At 63.6% G+C, this 19509-nt stretch carries 24 protein-coding genes and 1 other RNA gene; 13 read left to right on the top strand and 12 right to left on the bottom strand.

Going from position 1 to position 19509, the window contains the following annotated elements; all coding sequences use genetic code 11:
* Positions 1–16: 16 nt before the first annotated feature.
* Together ATN00_RS19440 and ATN00_RS19435 are read right to left on the bottom strand one after the other, a co-directional pair.
* Positions 17–1201, bottom strand: coding sequence for a glycosyltransferase (locus tag ATN00_RS19440; RefSeq protein ID WP_062067983.1), 1185 nt, complete (start codon positions 1199–1201; stop codon positions 17–19).
* A gap of 59 nt (positions 1202–1260) precedes the next feature.
* Complete coding sequence (locus tag ATN00_RS19435) at positions 1261–1824, bottom strand: helix-turn-helix domain-containing protein (RefSeq protein WP_062067981.1); 564 nt, start codon at positions 1822–1824, stop codon at positions 1261–1263.
* Between the two features lie 93 nt (positions 1825–1917).
* Between ATN00_RS19435 and ATN00_RS19430 the strand changes: the two genes are divergently transcribed.
* Complete coding sequence (locus tag ATN00_RS19430; protein WP_062067979.1) at positions 1918–2370, top strand: DUF6456 domain-containing protein; 453 nt, start codon at positions 1918–1920, stop codon at positions 2368–2370.
* Between the two features lie 30 nt (positions 2371–2400).
* On the opposite strand, the gene ATN00_RS19425 is transcribed toward ATN00_RS19430, so the two are convergent.
* Genes ATN00_RS19425 through ATN00_RS19410 form a run of 4 tightly spaced genes read right to left on the bottom strand, consistent with a single transcriptional unit; the run spans position 2401 to position 5018 of the window.
* Positions 2401–2943 carry an NUDIX hydrolase gene (locus ATN00_RS19425; RefSeq protein WP_062067977.1) on the bottom strand — a complete coding sequence of 181 codons (543 nt, stop codon included), beginning with the start codon at positions 2941–2943 and terminating at the stop codon, positions 2401–2403.
* Complete coding sequence (locus tag ATN00_RS19420) at positions 2940–3617, bottom strand: TPM domain-containing protein (protein WP_062069023.1); 678 nt, start codon at positions 3615–3617, stop codon at positions 2940–2942. The genes ATN00_RS19425 and ATN00_RS19420 overlap by 4 nt, the downstream gene beginning before the upstream one ends.
* Positions 3617–4408: a TPM domain-containing protein gene (locus ATN00_RS19415; RefSeq protein WP_062067975.1), complete on the bottom strand. Its 792-nt coding sequence runs from the start codon at positions 4406–4408 to the stop codon at positions 3617–3619. Before ATN00_RS19415 ends, ATN00_RS19420 begins: the two co-directional genes overlap by 1 nt.
* 7 nt (positions 4409–4415) lie before the next feature.
* The gene (locus tag ATN00_RS19410) at positions 4416–5018 is read right to left on the bottom strand and encodes a LemA family protein (protein WP_062067973.1); all 603 of its coding nucleotides are present in this window, start codon (positions 5016–5018) and stop codon (positions 4416–4418) included.
* 102 nt (positions 5019–5120) lie between these two features.
* On the opposite strand from ATN00_RS19410, the gene mscL reads away from it, so the two are divergent.
* The 11 genes from mscL to ATN00_RS19355 all read left to right on the top strand — a co-directional run bounded on the left by mscL (position 5121) and on the right by ATN00_RS19355 (position 13646).
* Positions 5121–5549 (top strand): large conductance mechanosensitive channel protein MscL, encoded by a 429-nt coding sequence (mscL, locus tag ATN00_RS19405; protein ID WP_062067971.1) that lies wholly within the window; start codon positions 5121–5123, stop codon positions 5547–5549.
* A 146-nt stretch (positions 5550–5695) separates the two neighbouring features.
* The gene (locus tag ATN00_RS19400; protein ID WP_062067969.1) at positions 5696–5971 is read left to right on the top strand and encodes a hypothetical protein; all 276 of its coding nucleotides are present in this window, start codon (positions 5696–5698) and stop codon (positions 5969–5971) included.
* A 128-nt stretch (positions 5972–6099) separates the two neighbouring features.
* Complete coding sequence (locus ATN00_RS19395) at positions 6100–8472, top strand: chemotaxis protein CheA (protein ID WP_062067967.1); 2373 nt, start codon at positions 6100–6102, stop codon at positions 8470–8472.
* Positions 8472–8909, top strand: coding sequence for a chemotaxis protein CheW (locus ATN00_RS19390; RefSeq protein ID WP_062067961.1), 438 nt, complete (start codon positions 8472–8474; stop codon positions 8907–8909). Before ATN00_RS19395 ends, ATN00_RS19390 begins: the two co-directional genes overlap by 1 nt.
* Before the next feature lie 82 nt (positions 8910–8991).
* Positions 8992–9357, top strand: a complete 366-nt coding sequence (locus ATN00_RS19385) for a response regulator (protein ID WP_062067959.1) — start codon at positions 8992–8994, stop codon at positions 9355–9357.
* A gap of 141 nt (positions 9358–9498) precedes the next feature.
* Entirely contained in the window at positions 9499–10596 is a 1098-nt protein-coding gene (gene cheB, locus ATN00_RS19380; protein ID WP_062067957.1) for a chemotaxis-specific protein-glutamate methyltransferase CheB, read from the top strand.
* Positions 10597–10622: 26 nt separating this feature from the next.
* Positions 10623–11474 (top strand): CheR family methyltransferase, encoded by an 852-nt coding sequence (locus ATN00_RS19375; protein WP_062069014.1) that lies wholly within the window; start codon positions 10623–10625, stop codon positions 11472–11474.
* A 138-nt stretch (positions 11475–11612) separates the two neighbouring features.
* Positions 11613–12311 (top strand): N-acetylmuramoyl-L-alanine amidase, encoded by a 699-nt coding sequence (locus ATN00_RS19370; protein ID WP_062067955.1) that lies wholly within the window; start codon positions 11613–11615, stop codon positions 12309–12311.
* A 29-nt stretch (positions 12312–12340) separates the two neighbouring features.
* An RNA gene (gene rnpB / locus ATN00_RS19365) (RNase P RNA component class A) lies at positions 12341–12739 on the top strand.
* A 50-nt stretch (positions 12740–12789) separates the two neighbouring features.
* Positions 12790–13338, top strand: a complete 549-nt coding sequence (locus tag ATN00_RS19360; RefSeq protein WP_062067953.1) for a J domain-containing protein — start codon at positions 12790–12792, stop codon at positions 13336–13338.
* Positions 13311–13646 carry an NADH-quinone oxidoreductase subunit NuoE family protein gene (locus tag ATN00_RS19355; protein ID WP_062067951.1) on the top strand — a complete coding sequence of 112 codons (336 nt, stop codon included), beginning with the start codon at positions 13311–13313 and terminating at the stop codon, positions 13644–13646. Before ATN00_RS19360 ends, ATN00_RS19355 begins: the two co-directional genes overlap by 28 nt.
* 4 nt (positions 13647–13650) lie before the next feature.
* On the opposite strand, the gene ATN00_RS19350 is transcribed toward ATN00_RS19355, so the two are convergent.
* Together ATN00_RS19350 and ATN00_RS19345 are read right to left on the bottom strand one after the other, a co-directional pair.
* Complete coding sequence (locus ATN00_RS19350) at positions 13651–14091, bottom strand: hemerythrin domain-containing protein (protein WP_062067949.1); 441 nt, start codon at positions 14089–14091, stop codon at positions 13651–13653.
* Between the two features lie 128 nt (positions 14092–14219).
* Positions 14220–14834, bottom strand: a complete 615-nt coding sequence (locus tag ATN00_RS19345; protein WP_062067947.1) for a superoxide dismutase — start codon at positions 14832–14834, stop codon at positions 14220–14222.
* 216 nt (positions 14835–15050) lie between these two features.
* Here ATN00_RS19345 and ATN00_RS19340 point away from each other — a divergent pair, with 216 nt between their 5' ends.
* Positions 15051–15608 (top strand): urate hydroxylase PuuD, encoded by a 558-nt coding sequence (locus ATN00_RS19340; RefSeq protein ID WP_062067945.1) that lies wholly within the window; start codon positions 15051–15053, stop codon positions 15606–15608.
* 33 nt (positions 15609–15641) lie between these two features.
* Here the strand turns inward: ATN00_RS19340 and ispZ are convergent, their stop codons facing one another.
* From ispZ to dapF, 4 genes are read right to left on the bottom strand one after another with little or no spacing between them, the layout of a single operon-like run.
* Positions 15642–16301, bottom strand: a complete 660-nt coding sequence (gene ispZ / locus ATN00_RS19335; RefSeq protein ID WP_062067943.1) for a septation protein IspZ — start codon at positions 16299–16301, stop codon at positions 15642–15644.
* Between the two features lie 24 nt (positions 16302–16325).
* Entirely contained in the window at positions 16326–17264 is a 939-nt protein-coding gene (gene ftsY, locus ATN00_RS19330; RefSeq protein WP_062067941.1) for a signal recognition particle-docking protein FtsY, read from the bottom strand.
* Positions 17257–18582 carry a tRNA (N(6)-L-threonylcarbamoyladenosine(37)-C(2))-methylthiotransferase MtaB gene (mtaB, locus tag ATN00_RS19325; RefSeq protein WP_062067939.1) on the bottom strand — a complete coding sequence of 442 codons (1326 nt, stop codon included), beginning with the start codon at positions 18580–18582 and terminating at the stop codon, positions 17257–17259. Before mtaB ends, ftsY begins: the two co-directional genes overlap by 8 nt.
* Positions 18583–19386, bottom strand: coding sequence for a diaminopimelate epimerase (gene dapF / locus ATN00_RS19320; protein ID WP_197413757.1), 804 nt, complete (start codon positions 19384–19386; stop codon positions 18583–18585). It abuts the gene before it with no gap.
* Positions 19387–19509: the final 123 nt, after the last annotated feature.

The following is a 19509-nucleotide window of genomic DNA, read 5'->3' as shown; positions in this document are numbered from 1 at the left end:
CGCGCAGGCAAGCCCGTCAGGCGGGGGGCGTCTCGCCATGCGCGACGGCCTGCAAATGCTCCAGCAAAACATCGCCATTGGTGCCCCAGGTGAAGCGCAATGCGGTTTCGCGCACAGTTTCGCGATCGGGGGGATTGTCGAGCAACGCCTGTATCCCCGCCGCGATCGCTTCGGGGTCACGCTCCACGATGCGTCCGGCTTCGGGCCGGTCCACCAGTTCCCGCGCGCCGCCGACATCGCTGATGACGATGGGCGTGCCGCAGGCCAATGCCTCGACCCATGCATTGGCCAGGCCCTCGGAGGCCGAAACCAGCGCCATCACATCGGCGGCGGCATAGATACGGGGCAGGCGATCATGCGGGACTGAGCCAAGATAGCCGATCCGCCGGTCCACGCCCAGCTCCTCGGCCAGTTTCTCCAATGTGCGCCGATATTGCCCCTGCCCTGCCATCAGTAATGTGACATCGGGCAGATGGGGCAGGGCGCGCACCAGCAATTCCTGCCCCTTGCGCGGGATCAGCGCGCCAACGCACAGGGCGACCGGCCCCTCAAATCCCAACGCCGTCTTGGCCGCGTCACGATCGGCCAGTTCGAAGCGGTCGAGATCGACGCCGGTATAATGCACCCGGATCTTGTCGTCCTCGATCCCCATTCTCGCCATCGACCGCTTCATGGCGGCCGATACGGCCAGCAGTCCGGCCGCACGATCCGCCGCGCGCTTCACCATTTTGCGCGTGCCGGAACGGGCGCCCCAATAATGGATGTCCGCCCCGCGCGCCTTGACCGAATAGGGGATGCCCAGCGCCCGCGACAGTCTTTGCGCCACCGGCCCGTCGGGAAAGAAGAAGCTGGCGTCGATGACGTCGAAGGGCTTTTCTTCATGCAGCCGCCTGACGAGCGGCAATATGGCGCGGGTCATGCTGTAGACGTTCGTCCGCCCGCCGAATTTCGGGATGATGGGAAAGGTGGGGCGATAGACGGTCATGTCCTTCCACCGTTCCTTGCGCGGCAGGGCGCGCAGCGGCGCATAGCGCGCGGCGTTGGACAGCGGCCATGGTGGCATCCCGATGGGCGCGATGACCGTGACATGGGCTTCCGCCCGGCTCGCCAGTTCGCGTGCCTGCCGTTCGACGAAAACGCCGAAATTGGGCCGGCTCATGTCCGGGAAAAGGGTGGACAGCATGAGGATGTTCAGCGTCATGACCTTCTTCCTAGCACGCCCATGGTTACGGGATGGTTAGGGAGAAAATGCGCGCTTGCCTATAGCTGTCGGACAAGTTGCACCGCTACCGCGCCCCAGGGCGGGTCGGTGAGCACCAGTTGCCGGGCATTGGCGCCGAGCGGGAGAAGGTGCAGCCGGTCGCCCTCGCGCCCGATCAGCCGCCCGAAAAGAAAACGGCCCGCTGGGCGCGGCAACAGGATGTCGCGATTGAGCGCGCTGGCAAAAGCGTCCGGCGCGATCCGGCGGCACCAGATCGCGTCGCCGCTGCGATAGTCACCGATGCTGGCGCTCACATGGACGCCGACCAGCCCTTCCGTCGCCAGTGGCGGAGGGAGCGCCATGGAGCGGGTGGGCGCGCGCGCGCCCTCCGGCCCGAGCAGCGCGGCGACCGGGGCCACGCTTTGCCCCGGCAGAGCGACCAGTTCGGCGCTGCTCACGTCCAGCGCCCTGGCGATCCGGTTCAGCCATTTCACGGAAACGGTGCGGGTGCCGGTTTCCAGCCGCCCGATGGTCTGCGCTGTTGTCGGCGGATCGCAAAGAGCCCCCACTTGCTCCAGCGTCAGGCCCTTTGCCCTGCGGACGGCACGGATACGCGTAATCATCTGGTTCCCATATTCACCTATTTGGTTTTTCTCTTTCCTACATTCTATCCGTCATGGCAAGCGTTCCTTGCCCATCGGCAAAGGAGGACAGACATGGCCGCGCTTCATGTAGAACAGACGATAGAAGATCCCGCAGGCCGCCCGCAGCGGGTCATGGTGCATCTGGGCGAATCGCCGCTTGGCTGGCTTCATGCGCGGGGCCATTTGAAGGAGCGGCATTATCTCGCGGGGGACATGTTGCGCGCCGATTGGGAGAAAGCGGGGCTGGGACCGCGCGTGACCATGCGCTGGGACGCAGCGCCGCGTGCGGGCGGGAGGCGGGAACGGCCCGATCCGTCCCTTGCCCAGCTTTCGGCGCGGGAACGGTTCGACGGCGCGATCCGCGCGGCGGGGCCGGGGCTGTCCGACATATTGTGGCGGGTCGCCTGCGCGGGAGAAGGCATTACCGCGGCGGAACGCGCCCTGGGTTGGCCCAGCCGCGCAGGCAAGCTCGTCCTGACGCTGGCGCTGGACCGTGTGGCCGACTGGTATCGTGTTTCGGGGTGATTGGCTGTCGGATGTGCATCGCGGTAGTGTTTAGGCGACCATCCCCGCGCCCAATAGCAGCAACAGTTTCACGTCCATCGCATAGCCTTCCGCGCGCCATGCATCGACCTGCGCGGCCAGTCCGGCGAGGGGCACGCGGTGGACATGGATATCTTCCCCGTCCACGCCCCCGCCATCGCCCGTCTTGTGCAGGTCGTGGGCGTGGAACAGGGTGAAGCTTTCCGACACCATGCCGGGCGAACTGTAAAATTCCCCCAGCGGTTCCATCCGTCCCGCGCGATAGCCGGTTTCTTCCTCCAGTTCGCGGGCGGCGGCGTCGGCGGCGTCCTCGTCCGCAGATTCGTCGCCGACCAGTCCGGCGGGCAATTCGATGCATCGCCTGCCCAGCGGCACGCGGAACTGGTCGACCAGAACCACATGGCGGCCATCTATATCCTCGTCGATTGCAAGGATCACGGCGGCGCGGATGTTGCGGGCGCGGCTGACATATTCCCATCGCCCCCGCTTCTTGGCAGTGATGAAGCGTCCGGCCCACATCACCTCTTCGGCCGTCGCCATATCCTGTTCGCTCATAATTCGATCAGCCTGTCGGGCAATTCATTGGGATTGTCCTGACTCTTCGGGAAATGGGCGGCAAGGACCGCGCCGACCTGCTCCACTGCCGCCGCCATGCCCTCTCCGGGCCGTCCGTCGCGCACCGCATCGATCAACGCGGCCATGGCGCAGCCCCATATGTCGGCCTCCACCTTCTCATTGATGGCGCTGTCGGCGACGATTTCCGCGCGATGTTCGTCCAGCGAAAGATAGATGAGCACACCCGTCCTTCCCCGCGTCCGGCCCTGAGCCACGGCGCGGAAAAGCGCCATGGCCCGCCGGTGGACGCGGCGCGTCTTGGTCGCCGCGGGCGTCAGGGCCATCCGCAAGGGCATCCACGCCAGTGCATAGCGGACAATCAGGAATATCAGGATGAGGAGGGCCAGCAGCACCGTCAGCATCTGCCAGTCGGGCAGTTCATGATCCCAACTCCCCAGCAGTCGTGAACCGAGCGCGCGCAAATGGGCGGGAAAGGCGGCCGCCAGCGAGAGGCCGAGGAAGGTCGCACCGATGGCCCAGTGCAGCCCCGCATCATGATAGGCGTCGGAGCGGCGCGCGACGATGGTGACGATTTCGCCGTCGGTTTCCTTCTCCGCCGCCGCCACGGCTGCGGTGACGCGATCATGGTCGGCCTCGCCGAGGTGAAGGGGCATCACCATCCCCCCGATGCGCCGCCGCCGCCAAAGCTGCCGCCTCCGCCGGAAAATCCGCCTCCGCCGCCGCCCCAGCCACCTCCGCTGCCCCAGCCGGAGCCGCTGTCATGCCAGCCGGAATCGGATGGTCCCCACAGAATGACTGGTCCCGCGCCGCCCCGATAGCGGCGCCCGCCGCGCCCCCGGCCGGCAATCATGGCGACGAAGATGAAGCCGAGCACGATGACCCAGAAAATCACCATCACCGTGCCGCCGCCTCCACCGCCTTGCCGTTCCTGTGCGGCGGCGGCCTGCGCGCGCGCCTTTGCCTCTTGTGGAGGCAGAGCCAGCAGCGTGCCGATCTCCTCCGCGCCCGCCGCGATCCCGCCCGCCATGTCGCCTGCCTTGAACCGCGGCGTGATGGCGTTGCGGATAATCTGGGATGACAGGGCATCGGTCATTATGCCCTCCAGCCCATAGCCGACCTCTATTCGCACTCGGCGTTCATTGGGGGCGACGATCAGCAGCGCACCGTCATTCTTTTCCTTGTCGCCGATCCCCCATTCCCGGCCCAGCCGATAGCCATAGTCGGAAATGTCATAGCCTTGCAGGTCGGGGATGGTCGCGACCACGACCTGCCGCCCGCTCTGCTGCTCCAGCGCGGCGAGCCGCTGATCGAGCGCCTGTTCCTGCGCCGGGGGCAACAGCCCTGCGTCGTCCACTACTCGCCCGGTCAGCTTGGGGAAGGTCTGCGCCTGTGTCGCCGGCGCGAACGCCAGCAGCATCAGGATCAGGAGAAGACGGCGCAGCATCGGCCTGTCAGTTGCCGAAATCGACCTTGGGCGCTTCTTCCGCGCCGGGCGTGGTCGCCTGGAACGGCGTCATGGGCTTGGCGCCATGGATGATCTTCGCGCCGATCGCGTCGGGAAAGGTGCGGATGCGCGTATTATAGGCGCGCACGGCTTCGTTATAATCGCGGATGGAAACGGCGATGCGGTTTTCCGTCCCTTCAAGCTGCGATTGCAGGTCGAGGAAATTCTGGTTGGTCTTGAGGTCGGGATAAGCCTCCACCGAAGCGAGCAAGCGGCCGAGGCCCTGGCTCAGTTGCGCTTGCGCCTGCTGGAACTGGGCGACCTTGGCGGGGTCGGACAGATCGTCGGCATTGACCTGAACGGAGGTCGCCTTGGCGCGGGCCTCCGTCACCTTGACCAGTGTATCCTGTTCCTGTTTGCCCGCGGCCTTCACCGTGGCGACCAGATTGCCGACCAGATTGGACCGGCGCTGATATTGCGCCTGCACATCGGCCCATTTGGCCTTTGCGACTTCCTCGGCGGCGGGCACGCTGTTGATCCCGCAGGCCGATAGCGCAAGCGCGCCGACGATGGGCAGGAAAAAGGCTTTGAGGCGGGAGAAGTGGTGCATCGAACATCCTCTGCTCATGTTTCGCCTGTTGAAATAGGCTGTTGTCGGATCGCGTGCAACGGCGCATGTTTGGTTTATCGAAGGGAGAACAAGGGTTTCATCATGGGTCTTATTTCCGAGTTCAAGGCGTTCATCAATCGCGGCAATGTGATGGATCTGGCGATCGGCGTCATCATCGGCGGCGCGTTCGCGACCATCACCAAATCGCTGACGGACGACCTTATCATGCCGGTGGTCGGCTATATTTTCGGCGGCGCGGATTTTTCCGGCTATTTCATCCGGCTGGGGGATCTTCCCGCTGGCTTTAAGGGCAATCCGGAAAGCTATGCCGACCTGAAGGCGGCGGGCGTCGCCATGTTCGGCTGGGGCGAATTTCTGACCGTTTTCGTCAATTTCCTGATTTTGGCCTTCATCATTTTCCTGCTGATGAAAGTCGTCAACCGCGTGCTGACCAAGCCGGAAGAAGCAGCCGCGGGACCGTCGGAAGAGGTTCAACTGCTGCGCGAAATCCGGGATTCCCTTAGAAAATAGACCAGGAATGCGATGAACCGAGTGCGGAAGGGGAACCATCCGCCGCCCGGCCTGTTGAACGCGGTCAGGGTTGGGGACGGCTTGGCGTCAGTCTCCTCCCGTGCCGAATGACGTCAGCCCAAGGGGGCGCAACAGGAGAACACGCCGTGAAAACCATCGTTACAGTCCTTGGCCTTGCCAGCATGGTCGCGCTTGCAGCTTGCGATTCCAAGCAGGAAAACAAGGTCGAGAACGCTTACGAGAATCAGGCGGACGCACTCGACAACCAGGCAGCGAATATGGAGTCGATGGCGGATAATCTTTCCGGCACCGCCGAAAACGCAGCGGAAAATGCCGCCGATGCTCTGGAGAACAAGGCTGCAGCCACCCGCGAAGCAGGTGATGCAGCGGCCGACGCGGTCGAAAAAAGCGAAAAGAAGTAGTTCTTCCTTTCGCGGTGATAGCCGTATCGGGGGCGTCGCGTCAAAAACGCGGCGCCCTTTTTCATGGCTCTTAAGACCCTCTTAACCACGCATCGCCATGGTAACGCACGCATATATGGGGCGTGAGAATGGACGAACTCCTTCAGGAATTCATATCGGAAACGCAAGAATCCCTGGAGGCTCTTGCGGGAGAGGTCGTCGCGTGGGAGGCGGACCCATCCGATCGTGAACGGCTGGACGCCATTTTTCGATTCTTCCATACAGTGAAGGGCAGCTGCGGCTTTCTGCATCTGCCGCGTTTCGAGCGCCTCAGCCACGCGGCCGAGGATGTGTTGTCGGACATCCGCTCCGGGGAACGCTGCCCGGATGCCGCGACAGTCAACGCCGTCCTGAGCATCATGGACCGCATTGCCCAACTTACGCACGCCGTTGCGGTTGGCGCGCCGCTCGCGCAGGAGGATGACGAACATCTCGTCGCGGCCCTTGCCATGCAGGAGGTCGAATGCGTCCCGCTTGACGTGCCCGGTCAACCTGATGCGCCCGCCACAGCCCACCGGCAGAGGTCAGCCCAGGCCGCGCCCCGCACCATCCGCTTGCCATTGGCCTTGATCGACCAGTTGATGAATGGTGTGTCGGACATGGTGCTGGCCCGCAACGAACTGGCCCGCCAGTTGCGCGACAGGGCCGGCGACCCGGCGCTGGAAGGCGCATTCGAACGCCTGTCCAGCTGCGTCGCCGATATGCGCGACGCGATTTCCCGCACGCGGATGCAACGGATCGACCGGCTATTTGCGGCCATTCCTCGCACTGTCCGCGACCTTGGCCGGGAACTGGGCAAACAGATCGCACTCACCCTGGAAGGCGGGGATGTGGAGATGGATCGCGAAATGGTCGAGATGGCGGTCGATCCGCTCATCCATATCGTCCGCAACAGCATCGACCATGGGATAGAAACACCCGAGCGCCGCCGGGCGTTGGGCAAACCGGAAACCGGCCAGCTTCGGCTGGAAGCGCGCCAGTCCGGCAATCAGATCGTCATTGAAATCAGCGATGACGGTGCAGGCATTGACACTGCGCGCCTTGTCGAGAAGGCCATTGCCGCCGGTTGCCTGACGCCGCAAGCCGCTGCTCGCATGAGTGAGGCGGAAAGGATCGATCTCATTTTCCAGCCCGGTCTTTCGACCGCTCGCGCGGTGACTGCCGTATCCGGGCGCGGCGTGGGCATGGACGTGGTTCGGGCCAATATCGAACGTATCGGCGGCGCGATCGGGCTGGACAATCAGCCGGGCCGAGGATTGCGTATCACCCTGCGCTTGCCGCTGACCCTGACGATCATTCCTGGCCTGGTCCTGCGCGCGGGCGGTCTTCATTTCGCGATTCCGCGCGCAGCGGTCGTCGAAATCCTCCACGACAATAATGAGATGCTCCGCATCGGCGCGGTGGGCGGCGCCAAGATCGTCACGATCCGCAATGTCCGCCATTCCATGATCGATCTGGAGGACGTGCTGGGCCTCGACATTCCCGCCCAGTCGGGGCCGCGCACCATCATGGTTGTTCGTTCGGCGAGCGGCTTGCCCTTCGCGCTGGGCGTGTCGGCGGTTGAGAATCATGAGGAACTGGTTATCCGTCCGGCATCCCCCATCGTGATGGCGAGCGGCATTTATGCCGGGATGACATTGCCCGACAATGGGAAGCCCATGCTGTTGCTGGACGCCGCGGGTCTTGCCCGGAACGCTTCGCTGCCGGAAATCGCCGAAAATCCCATCGAAGCGAAGGCTGAGGACAGGGCGGACGCTAAGAATGATGTAGAGATGATCGCGGCCCTGCGGTTCGAGGAGCTTTCGGGGGAACGTCGCCTGCTTCAGCTGTCTCTGATCGAAAGGGTGGAGGAACTGGAAACCCATCTTTTCGGTCAGTCAGGCGATCATGCCTTCGTGCGGCTGAGCGACAGGCTTGTCCCTGTCATCAACGGCCGACATGGTTTTGCGCGAGAGGCCGTGTCGGCCCTCCGGCTGCGCGATGGCGTTCGGGAGGCTTATTATGCGGTCGCGGCGGTGCTCGACATTGTTCAGATGCCGATCGTGCCCGACATGATCACCATGCAAGGCAATCTGAGCGGCGTGAGCGTGGTTGACGGCGAGCATCTGGAAGTCGTCAATCCCTTTGCCCTATTTGCGTCGCTGCCGGAAGAGCCGTTGGGGCACAGCCGTCCGGGCCGTTGCGTATTGGCGGATGCCCAGGATGGCTGGGCGCGTGAGATATTAGCGCCGCTGCTTCGCCATGCGGGGCATGACGTCCTGATCGGCTTGCCCGATGGCGAGGCCCTCGATCCGCGGGACATCGTGCTTTGCACCACCTCCGACGCCATGCAGGCCGCCGACATTCTAGGATGCCGGGCCGTCCAGTTGCGCGCCGCCCAGCAGCCTTCGGGACCGCAGGACGCCAGCATCTACCGTTACGATCAACCCGCCCTGATGGCGGCTATCGCGGGAGCGGGATAATGAAACAGCTTCATCTCTTCGCCACCCTGGCGGGAACGCGGGTGGCGATCGCGGCGGAGGAAGTGGAGGCCGTGGTCAGGCTGATCGACATTTCGCCGGTGCCCGGCCTTGGCGGCCATGTCGCCGGACTGTCGGCCCTGCGTAGCCGCGTCCTGACCGTTATCGACGTTGCCGCGCTGATATATGGCGCGCCCACGCCTGCCGACAAACGGGGACTGGCCATCATCGCCGCCATCGGCGGGCACAGCTATGCGCTGATGGTCGATGAGGTGTCGGACATCTGCCGGGCGCCCGGCGGGGCGCTGCCTCTGCGCGGTCAGCTCGACCCGGTCTGGAAGCCCTATGCCCGCGCGCTCGTGGAACATGCGGAATTGCCTTGGCTACTGGTTTCGCCCTCCGCCTTTCTGGAGAGCGGGATCGTGGGCCAGGCGGCCTGAGGGAATGAGAGATGTTTACCATTTGCTTGGCTTTCGACGTTAAATCCGCACCCTCAACAAGAAAAAACGCAAGGGACGCATCATGAAAAGCTGCCTGGTGGTCGACGACTCCAAGGTCATACGTAAAGTCGCACGCCATATACTGGAATCGCTCGACCTGTCGGTTCGCGAGGCGGTGGACGGGCAGGATGCGTTGATCCAGTGCGAAGAATCGGCCCCGGACGTGGTCTTGCTGGATTGGAACATGCCGGTGATGAGCGGCATGGAATTCCTCAGGGCCTTGTCCAGCGCTCGGATCGATACGCGGCCCAAGGTCATATTCTGCACGACCGAAAATGGCATCGGTCACATAAAGGCGGCGGTCGAGGCGGGGGCCGACGAATATGTTATGAAGCCTTTCGATCGCGAAACGCTGGAAAGCAAGCTGGCCATCGTCGGTGTGATCTGAAGCGGCGCAAAACGGGAGCCGCTTCCGCGAAAACGGCATGATAAAGACTGGAGAGACATGCATCGGATATAACGCAGCGCAGCAGGATCGTCTGCCAGCGTCCGATCTCTTGTTGTTCCCGTTCGGAAAGTTTCTTCGTCCATGAATGCCATTGTTCCGATCCTCCATAACACAGCCGCCGCCGTTCCGGTCGCGCGCGTGCTGGTGGTCGACGATTCGGTGGTCGTCCGCACCGTCATCGAACGGATATTGAACAGCGATCCGGCCTTCACCGTCGTGCAGAAGATCAATAATGCCGAACAGGCCCTGCATTATCTTGCGGAGTTCCCGGTCGATCTGGTGTTGCTGGACATAGAATTGCCCGGTCAGAGCGGACTGGCGGCGCTGCCTGCCATTCTTCAGGCGTGTCCGCGCGCCAGGGTGGCGATCCTCTCGGGCAATTGCGAGGCGGGAAGCGCCGTTGCTGTCCAGGCCCTTGCCCTTGGCGCAAGCGATATCCTGTCCAAACCGCACAGCGGCAGCTTCGGCGAGCAATTCCCGCAGGCGTTGATTGAACGGCTCAAACGGCTGCTGCATGGCAATTTGCTGGCTCTGCCGGAACGGGAAACGGAGCCGCAACGGCCCCCGCCGCCAATGGCTGTGGCTTCGGCCGCCCTTCCGCTGGCTTGCCTGGGGATTGGCGCGTCGACGGGCGGCATCCATGCGCTGAACCTGCTGTTCGCGGGTCTTTCCGAGCCTTTGGGCGTGCCGATTTTGCTGACCCAGCACCTTCCTGCAAGCTTCACGCTTTATTTCGCGCAGCAACTGGCGCTCATGACCAGCCTCAAGGTCAAGGTTGCAGAGCAGGGCGACGTGCTGGAACCCGATACGGTCTATGTGGCTCCGGGTGACGCCAATCTGCGGCTGCGGCGCGATCTGAGGCGGCGGATATGCGTCCAGCTCACGCCCGAACGCACACCATCGGGCAATCTGCCGGGTGTGGACCCCATGTTTTCCAGCATCGCGCAAATCTATGGCGCGGGCGGCGCAGGCATCGTCCTCACCGGCATGGGGCGCGACGGGACGGCGGGAGCAAGGGAAATCGTGGCCGCTGGCGGCTGGATCGTCGCGCAGGACGAAGCCAGCAGCGTCGTATGGGGAATGCCCGGGGCGGTCGCCTCTGCGGGACTAAGCTGCGCGCTGCTTGAGCCGCGAACGATCATGGCTTTTGTCGCGCGGCAGGGGAAGATACGCTCTTGACGGCCGCCGTGCCTTCGGGATCGTCCATGCAGGATGGCGGCATCCGCCTGTTGTCCGATTTGCTGGAGGACCGGACGGGACAGCGTCTATCGCCCCAGCGGGGATGGCGGGCGGAAACCGCGCTCAAGCCGATGCTGCGCGTCCATGGCTTCAAGGATGTGGAGACGCTCGCGGCGCATCTGGCGCGTCACCGCGATCCGCGCCTGGAGGCGGAAGTCGTCGATGCGCTGCTGAACAATGAAAGCAGTTTTTTCCGCGACCTCCAGATTTTCGAGATGATCCGGGGGCAGATATTGCCGGACATCCATGCGCGCCGGCAGGACCGTCGCTTGCGTATCTGGAGCGCGGGCTGCTCCACCGGGCAAGAGGCCTATTCGCTCGCCATCCAGCTTTGCAACGACGCGGAACGCTGGGGCGATTGGCGCGTGGAGATATTGGCCACCGATATTTCCGCAACCGCGATCGAGCGCGCGCGGGCCGGGATATTCCCCCAAATGGATGTTCAGAGGGGACTGGCCGTCAATGACCTCATCCAATGGTTCGAACCGGTCGCGGGCGGCTGGCGCGCCCATGCCCGATTGCGCGGGATGATCGATTTCCGGCGGGATAATCTGCTCGCCCCCCTTGCGCCCACCGGCGCCTATGATCTTCTGCTGTGCCGTAATGTGATGCTGTATTTCGCGCACGACCGTCGGCAACGAATGTTCGATCTGCTCACACGGCACAGTCACGATCATTCCGTCCTGTTGCTGGGCGCGGGGGAAACGGCGATGGGGCATGGCGACCCCTTCGTCGCGCATCCCCAATTCAGGGGCGCTTATCGCCGTCCGGTGTCCCTGTCGGCCTGCGCGGGCGGGCCGATGCGGCAGGGGATATGATCGTCAAGGCGGGCTTTCCGCTTCACCATGCTTGATTGACGGGCGGCTCTACGCCATTGTCCCGACAGAAGCCGCTTCATGAAAAGTGAGCCGGAAAGGGCGCGATGATCGAGAGCTTGTGGTGACTGGCCTTTCCCGATGACAGATATTCCGATGATCGAAACGCCCTCGCCCAATTTCGACGAGCGCAGCCTGCCCATATCCCTGCTGGTGCTGCACTATACCGGGATGCCGGACGCGGCGAGCGCGATCAACTGGCTCGCCAACCCGGAATCGAAGGTTTCGGCGCATTATGTCGTGACCGAGGACGGGCAGATCATTCATATGGTGGATGAGGAAAAGCGCGCATGGCATGCGGGCCGATCCCATTGGCGCGGCATCGACGACGTGAATTCCGCCAGCATCGGGATAGAGATCGTCAATCCCGGCCATGAATGGGGATACCGCCCTTTCCCGGAGACGCAGATGAGCGCGCTGATCCCGCTGATCCACGACATCGTGCAGCGGCGGAAGATCACGCGCGGCAATATCGTCGGTCACAGCGACATCGCCCCCGCGCGCAAGCAGGACCCCGGCGAGCTTTTCCCCTGGGGGCAGCTCGCCCGCCTGCGCCTGGCCCTGCCGCGCCCGACGAAGAACCTGATGGACCCGCATTGGTCGGACGGCGGTTTCATGCTGGCGCTGGAGCGGTTCGGCTATGACATTGCCGAGCCGCAGGCAGCCGTGGTCGCCTTTCAGCGGCGCTTCCGGCCGGAACTGATCGACGGGATCGTCGACGGGGAATGCCGCGCTATCCTGCTGGCCTTATTGCTGCCCAAACCGATGGGGGATGACTGAGGCATGCTGTGCCTGTATAGGCCGCCGTGCCAGAGGGCCGGGCGACCGCGGCGTGGAGAGGTACTTTCACGGCGAGGAAAGTCCGGGCTCCACGAAATGACGGTGCCGGCTAACGGCCGGCTGGAGTGATCCAAGGGACAGTGCAACAGAAAGCAGGTCGCCCAGTCTTTGAGACTAAGCCTTCGGGCAGGCGAAATTGAAAGGGTGCGGTAAGAGCGCACCGCGTCTCCGGCAACGGAAGACGGCACGGTAAACCCCACCGGGAGCAAGACCGAATAGGGGCGGCGCGCAGCTCGACTGCTAGGCCTGTTTCGGCCGAGACCGCCCGGGTTGGTTGCTTGAGGGGCGGAGCAATCCGTCCCCTAGAGGAATGGTCGCCTATCCCCGCAAGGGGTGGACAGAACCCGGCTTACAGGCCCTCTGGCATTTTGATTTCTCCGGGGTGGCGTTTGTCGCTCCGCTTTCCTAATTTGGTGATATGGCACGAAACGGGCGATCGAATGACTGGGGCTTTCCCCGCTGGCGCAGTTATGGCGCGACGCGTGAGGCGCAGGCGGTGCGGTTGTGCGACCGGCACGGTTGCGACCGGCCCGGCGATTGCCCTGCGCCCAAATCGCCCAACAGCCGCGAACGCTGGTACTTCTGCGCGGATCATGCCGGGGAATATAACCGCAATTGGGACTATTTTCAGGGCCTCGATCAGGAGGAGCGGGAACAGCGCGAACGGGACGAGCAGCGGGAGGCGAACGGCTATCAGTCGAGCGCCTATCATGGCTGGGGCGGCCCCGGAGATGGCAGCCGTTCGCGCGACGAGCTTAATGCCCTCAAGGCGTTGGAGCTTGAGGATGACGTCGATTTCGAGGCAGTGAAGAAAAGCTGGCGTCGCCTTGCCAAGGAAAACCACCCCGATGTGAAACCCGGCGACGCACAGGCCGCCATCCGTTTCCAGACCATCCAGGCCGCCTATGAAGTGCTGCGCGCGGCTGAAGAGCGGCGGACATGGAAGCCGCGGGAGCGGGCGGATTGAAAGATCACGTCCGGTCGAACTGGTCCAACGCGGTTCTGGTCTGCCGCAAATGCTCGAAGAAGCTGGACGGCGGCTTCGGCCCCAATGGGGATGAACGGCTGGCCAAGGCGCTGCGCCGCCGCCTGAAGCTCAAAAAGGGTCGCAAGGCGGCTGCCGGCATCGTCGAGGTCAATTGTCTGGGCATTTGCCCCAAGGGCGCGGTAACCGTGGTCAACGGCGCGGATAGCCGCGAATGGCTGCTGGTGCGGCCCGGCGCGGATCTGGATGACCTGGCCCGCGATCTCGACCTGGCCTCGCCTGCTGACTAAGCAATCAACCGGCGCGGAGGGCCGAAACGGGATGGTCCTGCTGCGCCATCTGTTCAGCGAGCGGATAAAGCATCCGGTTTTCCCGTGTCACCCGGTCTGCCAGCGCGTCGAGAACCGCCCGTGTTTCCGTGCAGAAAGCTGGCCATTCCCGGATCATCCGATCCTCGTTCCATGAGGACATGTAGTGGGAAAAGCTTTCCGCCAACTGCCCGGTTTCGGCCTGGAGGTTCGAGGCGGTTTCACGCGCTTTCCTGTCCGGGCAGCGCTGCATGGCGGGGTAAAGAAAGCGGTCTTCCAGCGCGAGATGAGTCATTAATTGCCGCGCAAGCTGCCAGCGAAGCTGGCTGACGCCGACGGGTTGACTGCTCTGGGTGATGATGACTGCGATCCGCTTTGCCGTTTCGCTGATTTCATCATGCTGCCGACGTAGTTCGGCGAAATCCATTCCATGTTCCCATATTTGACGGAACATAGTCCCCAAAACCGGTTAAGAAAAGGTTCGCGGTCGGCCTTATGGATCGGAAAAATCAGGAAAAACGCCCGCCGCGGTCCTGGCGGCGGGCGCAATTCTTGTCAGGCCGGCTGGTCGGCGCGGTTCACGCCGTTGCCGTCAAGATTCTGGGCGGCGAAGTCCCAGTTGATCGCTTCCTTGAGCACGCGGTCGGCATAGTTGGGCCGGGCGTTGCGATAGTCGATATAATAGGCATGTTCCCACACATCGAGGATCAGCAGCGGCGCATGACCTTCATGCGCGACCGGGGTGTCGGCGTCATGGTAGCTGGTCACTTCCAGCTTGCCGTCCTTCAGGATCAGCGCGGCCCAGCCGCTGGCGAAGTGGCCGACGGCTTCGGCTTTCAGCTTTTCGATCAGGGCGTCGACCGAACCGAAAGCGTCGTTGATGAGGTCGAGCAGCTTGCCGCTGGGCGCAGTCTTGCTGGGTGAGAGCGACTGCCAGTAGAAGGTGTGGTTCCAGATCTGTCCGACCTGGTTGAACAGGCCGCCCTCGGACGACCTGATCAGCTCGACCAGCGATTTGCCCTGAAGCGCGGGATCGGCGGCGACCAGCTCATTGGCTTTCACGACATAGGCATTGTGATGCTTGCCATGGTGATAATCGAAGGTTTCAGCGGAAAGAATGTCGCCAAAGGCATCCTTGGCATAGGGCAGGTCAGGCAGAACAAAAGCCATGTCGGAACTCCTCGGGTTCATGATGGGATGACCGCATAACGACGATGCGGCCGGAAGGCTCCCGAGCCACTAGCAGTCTCATCGCGCGGCGGGAAAAAGATATTTTCTTTCAGGCTTGCGGAAATATCCATGTGACAGGGGCGTAACGATACCCTAATATTCCCGGTTAGGCCGCCCGGAAAATGTGGCGGTGAACGATAATCTGGGGGTAGGGCCATGGCAAAATTCTTCGGAAATCTGCATCTCGTGCTCGCGGCGGGTCTGTTGCTCGCGATCGTCGTCATGTTCGGCGCCCATGCCGGACTGGTGGACGCCAACAGCATATTCCGCTGGCTGCACCTGTTCTTCGGCATCACTTGGATCGGGCTGCTCTATTATTTCAACTTCGTGCAGATCCCGACCATGCCGAGCATTCCGGCCGAACTGAAGCCGGGCGTGTCGAAACATATCGCGCCGTCGGCCCTGTTCTTCTTCCGCTGGGCGGCTGCGTTCACGGTGCTGACCGGCCTGATCGTCGCCTGGCTGGCGGGATATCTCGTGCAGGCGCTGACGTTGCAGGGGCCTTTCCTGTTGATCGGCATCGGCATGTGGCTGGCGCTCATCATGGCGGCCAATGTCTGGTTCGTGATCTGGCCGAACCAGAAGAAGGCGCTGGGCATCGTTCCCGCTGAAGATGCGGCGAAGGCAAAGGCCGCGGCCACGGCGATGATCGCCAGCCGGACCAATACCCTGCTGTCGCTGGCGATGCTCTATTGCATGGTCAACTTCACCTGAACCGGCGTGGCGGGCGCCGGACGGCGCTCGCCATCATCCCTGCGGCGGCGTGGTTTCGCCGATATCTTCGCTGTCCAGCTTGTCCCCGATGTCGAGGCCGTGGCGCATCAGCATCGGGATATTGGCTGCGGCGAAGACGATCGACACGATGGTGACGCCCCACACCTTGACCGCCAGCCATGCGTCGAAGCTCATCGAACGGCGCATGACTTCATTCGCCACGGCCATGCCGACGAAGAACAGCGCCCAGTTGCGCGACAGCTTGAGCCAGCCTTCCTCGGTCAGGCCGTCATAGGCCGCCTGCAACAGATATTTGAGCAGCGCCTTGCCGCGCACCAGTCCCGCGAACAGCATCAGCGCGAAAAAAGCGTAGATGATGGTCGGCTTGATCTGGATGAAACTCTGGTCGTGGAAATAAATGGTGAGACCACCGAAAAAGAGGATCAGCAGCGCCGACAGCCACAGCATCGGCGACACGCGGCCCAGCTTCACCTTCGACAGGATGACAGCAATCACGATTGCGGCCATGAAGGCGGCCGTGCTGAAGGTCATCGCGGTGATCGGGTTGCCCGCGCCCCAAAACCAGCCCGCCCCTTTATAGGTCAGGAAAAAGACCAGTAGCGGCCCGAAATCGAGCATCAGGCTGAGCGTGCCATTGTGGGCAGGTTTGGGCGTGGAATTGGTTTCAGTCATATGGAAGAACCTTCCGTCATCCTCTCAGCGCGCATAGGCCGTTCCCGCAATCGCTTTCGCCATATCCACGGCGTCGAAGGGGCGCAGATCCTCGATCTTCTCGCCGACGCCGATGGCATGGATGGGCAGGTGATATTTGTCCGCCGCCGCGACCAGCACGCCGCCGCGCGCGGTGCCGTCCAGCTTGGTCATGACGAGGCCGGTGACCTGCGCCACCTCCTTGAACACCTCGATCTGACTCAATGCATTCTGTCCCGTGGTGGCGTCCAGCACCAGCACAACGTCATGCGGCGCCGCCGGGTTCAACCGGCCGAGCACGCGGCGGATCTTCGCCAGCTCGTCCATCAGCTCGGTCTTGTTCTGAAGGCGTCCCGCCGTGTCCACGATCAGCACGTCGATGCCGGTCGCGGTGGCCTGGCGAACCGCATCAAAGACGATGCCGGCCGCGTCGCCGCCTTCCTTGCCCGCCACGATGGGGATGCCGAGCCGGTCGGCCCAGACTTTGAGTTGTCCGATCGCCGCCGCGCGGAAGGTGTCGCCCGCCGCCAGCATCACGCCATAATCCTGCTCCAGGAGCAGGTTGGCCAGCTTGGCGATGGTGGTGGTCTTGCCCGAACCGTTGACGCCGATGACGAGGATCACCTGTGGGCGCGGGAAGGCTTCGATCTCCAGCGGACGGGCGACCGGGGCCAGCACCTTCTCGATCTCCTCCGCGATGATCTCGCGCAGATATTCCTCGGTCAGTTCGCGGTTGTAGCGCCCTTCGGACAGGCGCTCGCGCACGCGGGCGGCCATGGCGGGGCCAAGGTCGCTGACGATCAGCGCTTCCTCGATCTCGTCCAGCGTCTGCTCGTCCAACGCGGCCTTGGTGAAAAGGCCGGTGAGATTGTCGCCGAGTTTGTCGGATGTGCGCTTGAGGCCGCCGAACAGGCGGTCGCGCCAGCTATTGCCGGATTCAGTCATCAAGCGCCTCTTGCGCGATCAGCGCGTCCTTCTCAAGCCCCGTGATGATGGCCCGGACGATGGAGGAGGAGGGGTGCGGCGTCGCGAAGCGGACGGGCGCGAAATTTTCGGCATGGCCGTTGACGCCGTTGCGCTCGACCAGCACGGCCTGGGTCGTGCCGACCAGGCTTTGAAGCCAGCGGCCGCGTTCCTCCGCGCAAGCCTCGCGCAGGCGGGCGGCGCGGGCCTTGACGCGCAAGCGATCCACCTGCGGCATTCGGGCAGCGGGGGTGCCTGTGCGGGGCGAGTATGGGAAGATATGGCCGTGGACGATGCGGCACTCCGACACGAGACGCAGGCTGTTTTCGAACATCGCCTCGTCCTCGGTCGGGAAACCCGCGATGATGTCCGCGCCGATGCTGATCTCCGGGCGGGCGCTTTTCAGGCGCTGGACGATGTGGATGGAATCGGCGCGGGTGTGGCGGCGCTTCATGCGCTTGAGGATCATGTCGTCACCCGATTGCAGCGACAGATGCAAATGCGGCATCATACGTGGTTCATGAGCGAGGATGTCGAACAGCCGCTCATCGATTTCCACGCTGTCGAGCGAGGACAGGCGCAGGCGGGGCAGATCCGGCACGCCCTTCAATATGCGTTCGATGAGCAGGCCGAGCGAGGGGCTGCCGGGCAGGTCAGGGCCATAGCTGGTGACGTCCACGCCGGTAAGGACGATTTCCCGATAGCCCGCGTCCACCAGTTGCTTCGCCTTGTCGATCACCGCGCCTGCCGGGACGGAGCGGCTGTTTCCCCGACCATAGGGGATAATGCAGAAGGTGCAGCGATGGTCGCAGCCATTCTGCACCTCCAGGAAGGCGCGGGCGTGTTCGGCAAAGGCGCTTGCCATATGCGGCGCGGTGTCGCGCACGGCCATGATGTCGGAGACATGGAGCGCGGCGCCAGCGCCGTTCGTGTCGAGCGCAGGGGGGAAACCGTCGCGCACCCGTGCCCCACCGCCCGACACGAACGGGCGATAGGAACCGGCTTCCATCTTCTCCCGATTGCCCAGCACGGCGTCCACTTCGGGCATGGCGGCGAAGGTCGCAGGCTCGGTCTGCGCCGCGCAGCCCGTCACCATGATCCGCGCTTCGGGCCGCTCGCGCCGCGCTCTGCGTATGGCTTGCCGCGCCTGCCGCACGGCCTCGGCGGTGACGGCGCAGCTATTGACGACGATCAGGTCATCCTGACCCTGCGCCATTTCGCGGATCGCCTCGCTCTCCGCGATGTTGAGGCGGCAGCCCAGCGTGATGATTTCAGGCGCGTTTCGGGAAGGACTGGGCATCTAGAAGCGGGTCCAGTCAGCCTCGCCGTTAAAGACATGAGTGGCCGGGCCGGTCATGCGAATGGTGCCGCCCGGCGTCCAGTCGATCGCAAGGTCGCCGCCGGGCAGGCTGACCGTCACGGGACCAGCCATGAGCTTGCTCCGAATCGCCGCGACGGCGGTGGCGCAGGCGCCCGTGCCGCAGGCCCGCGTCAGGCCCGCACCGCGCTCCCAGACCATGAGGCGCAGATGATTGTCGCCCGCGACTTCCGCGAAATTGACGTTCACGCGCTGAGGAAAGAGGGGATCATTCTCGATGATCGAACCCAGGCGCGGAATATCGACCACATCCAGATCGTCGCAGAAAAAGATGACGTGGGGATTGCCGACATTGACGGCGGCGGGCGCGGGCAGGTCTTCCCAGCTGGCGGGCATGGTCAGCGTGTCCATGGCATAAGCCAGCGGGATGGCATCCCAGTCGAAGCGCGGCGCGCCCATGTCGACGCTTGCGCCACCTTCCACGCCCTTCGCGTCGAGCAGGCCCGCCTTCGTTTCGATCCGCACGTCGCGGCCCACGAACAGCGGCACGCAGCGCGTCGCGTTGCCGCAGGCTTCCACCTCGCTGCCGTCCGCGTTGAAAATCCGCATCGACACGTCGGCGCGCTCGGACGCGCCGATCAGGATCAACTGGTCACAGCCGATGCCCGCATGGCGATCGGCAATGGCGCGGGCGCGCGACGCCGTCATCTCGACCGCGCCATCCCGCGCATCGATCACCACGAAGTCGTTGCCGAGGCCATGCATCTTCGAAAAGCGTCCCATGATGGGCGTGCATCTAGTGGGGATAGGGCGGGAATACCAGCCTTCCCTATTGGGCCAGCCTTATCTTATCGGGATTGCCGCGGCTGCTGCCGTCGCAATGTGGCGGGCGGGTTGCGCTTTGGCCGG

Source organism: Sphingobium baderi (assembly GCF_001456115.1).
GTDB lineage: Bacteria > Pseudomonadota > Alphaproteobacteria > Sphingomonadales > Sphingomonadaceae > Sphingobium > Sphingobium baderi_A.
Note: the sequence above shows the minus strand (reverse complement) of the source record. Positions and strands in the feature narration are given on the sequence as shown.